General features: G+C 28.8%; 3 protein-coding genes. All 3 read right to left on the reverse strand.

From position 1 onward, the window contains the following. A partial coding sequence (locus VK998_RS05645) for a DUF3794 domain-containing protein (RefSeq protein WP_325226430.1) occupies positions 1-1,399 on the reverse strand: 1,399 nt, incomplete at its 3' end. Between the two features lie 323 nt (positions 1,400-1,722). Continuing rightward, complete coding sequence (locus tag VK998_RS05650) at positions 1,723-1,992, reverse strand: Veg family protein (RefSeq protein WP_325226432.1); 270 nt, start codon at positions 1,990-1,992, stop codon at positions 1,723-1,725. 308 nt (positions 1,993-2,300) lie between these two features. After that, a partial coding sequence (locus VK998_RS05655; RefSeq protein ID WP_325226433.1) for a hypothetical protein occupies positions 2,301-2,513 on the reverse strand: 213 nt, incomplete at its 5' end.

The raw sequence follows: 2,513 nt of genomic DNA on the forward strand, positions 1-2,513 counted from the left end.
TTTGTACTATGTAAATGATTATACTTGGCCTATTCTTCTTGTCTATTATTTCTTCTGTTTCTTCTATCTCGCTTATTATGTTGATTCTTCTTTCTCTGTTGATAAATATATGATTTTTTATAGTTCCATTAATATAAAGAGTCCCTTCCCTTAAATTATAGTCCAAATCCTCTAAATTAGTCTCTGTATTAATTATTATATCTTGGCTTAAGTCCTCTGTAGTTACATAGGATTTAAAAGGTACTTGCTCCTTTAAAGTCCTTATCTCGTCTTTTACATCATCTAGATAATAAATATTTAATCCTAATACACCTTCTACCATTATTTTGTCTTCCATATATTGATTATCAACTATATTAGGATGTGCTTCTATTGTATATATTTCCTTAAAATTTTTTCCAGTTAAATCTTTCGTAATACTTTCTCTAGCTATTATATCTTTAATATTTTCCATTACCTTTATTTCTTCTGTTTTTAAATCAACCTTTTGGCTAGTAGAATAAGCATCTATAATTACTTCTTTTTCCTTTTGATTATATAGCTTGGAATCGACTTTTATCTTTAGTTCTAAATCTAATATCTTTAGATCTCCTTCTAGATTTTCCCTTACTTCATATTCACCGCTTACTACTTTCATATTTAAATGACAGTTTGAATCATATTCAATATTAGTTGATTCTATAAAATGAGTGAAAGGAATTTCTCTTTTTAAAGAATTTAATTTATTCCCTCCAAAATATATTATGGACGATTCTACTATTCCAGATAATATTATTCTGTCTGCAGAAATGCTATACTCTTTTTCATAAGGATGTAAATCTACTTTAAGAATTTCTTCAATAGAAGGCTGCTCCTCTCCTATTTCAAATGCTTCTTTTATTAGGGCATAGGATTCATCTCTTCCTAATACATCATTATATTTAATCTTTTCCTTCAATACTTGAAGGTTTACTTCTTCAGTGACTCCTTTTATTATTTCTACTAAATTGGTTTCTTCCACCTTTCCTATTAACTTTATTAATGCATTTAGAGAAATTTTCCTTTCATCCTGTAGTTCATATTCTATATGTTCTAAACTCGATTTTACTTCTACTGCCATGGCTTCTGTTATTCCGTCAATCTCTATTTCTTCTTTGAAATCTTTATTTGATTCTAAAGTATATATGTTTAATTCCTCTTCATTGGATTCATAGATTACTTTAAATTTTACTAGACCGTTTACTAATATTTTATCCGTAACAATCTTTGTGCTTAAGATTTCAATTTTTCCATCAGCCCAAAGAATATTCCCTATTTCTGCTTTTGTTTGGTCTAAATATATTTCTGTCTCAATTATAGGTTCTATCTCTTCTGTTCCTCTTTGTTCTTCCACCTTTAGGATGTCCTTGACTATTTCCATCTTCTAACCTCCCCTAATTATCTACTTTATATATCCTATGAAAAAGTATATGTGTTAATGTCCAAAAAGATGAATATAATTAACCAAATAAATTATAAATTGTATAATATCTCCATCTATAGTCCTATTTACTTTTAGGTAAATTTCGACATATAATTATAAATGAAGACTTCCAAAAGATCTTTCTTCCCCGTATGAGCAAAAGAGTAATTGCTCATTTCCCTATTTTAATTGAAGCCAAGGCATAATTATGCCTTGGCTTCAATTCGACATTTTGTCGTAAAATTACAAATAAAAAAACAAGACAATTTGTCTTGTTTTTTTTAACTTATCTTGGTCTGTCTTTCTTCACCATCGCAAATAGTTACTTCAACAGTTTCTGTTAATATATCTGAGTATGTGTAGGAAACTTTCCGTACTGAATCGAATTGGTTGCAAATCCTTACTACAAACAAGCTAGGATAAGCTTCTTCTAATATGCCTTCTTTAACTGTAGTTTTCTTTCTTCCCTTGTTCGCCTTAAGAATTACTTTTTTACCAACGCAATCTTCTACGTTTTTGCGAATTTTGGCTAAGTTATTCTTTTCCAACAAAGTAACCACCTTCCATTGATTTCTCCCCTTCATTTAGGGGGTAGAAGGAGTGTAAAGGGACACTCATAAAAGGATTATACCATAATTTCTTTGCAATGTCAAATAAATAATCATTATACCAGTACCAAAGAGTAAACTTTTTATAATTTCAATTAAGTATATTATTTAACTTGAACTATACAGAATGTTCTGAAATTATGCTTCTGCTTATAATTTAAAAAACGACATATCAATCGCCGATACAATTAAATTTAATTTTTGCCATAAAGTACTTTTAAATTACCACCACCTTTGGTATAATAAACATATTACAAATAACGTATCTGTATACGTTTATTTAATTTTTTAATGTCTTCAATGGTTATGAATTCTCGGCGAAAAGATTCTAGTAACCTTGAAGATATTTCTTTTATAGAAGCCTTTAAGCTTCTAATCAACTCATATCCACACTCAAATAATTGTCTTAATATATCAGCTATCTGTACTAGCAGGTAGTGGTTCTTCATTGCATTGTAATCCTT

The sequence above is a fragment of the Schnuerera sp. genome (genome assembly GCF_035459645.1).
Classification (GTDB): Bacteria; Bacillota; Clostridia; order Tissierellales; family Tepidimicrobiaceae; genus Schnuerera.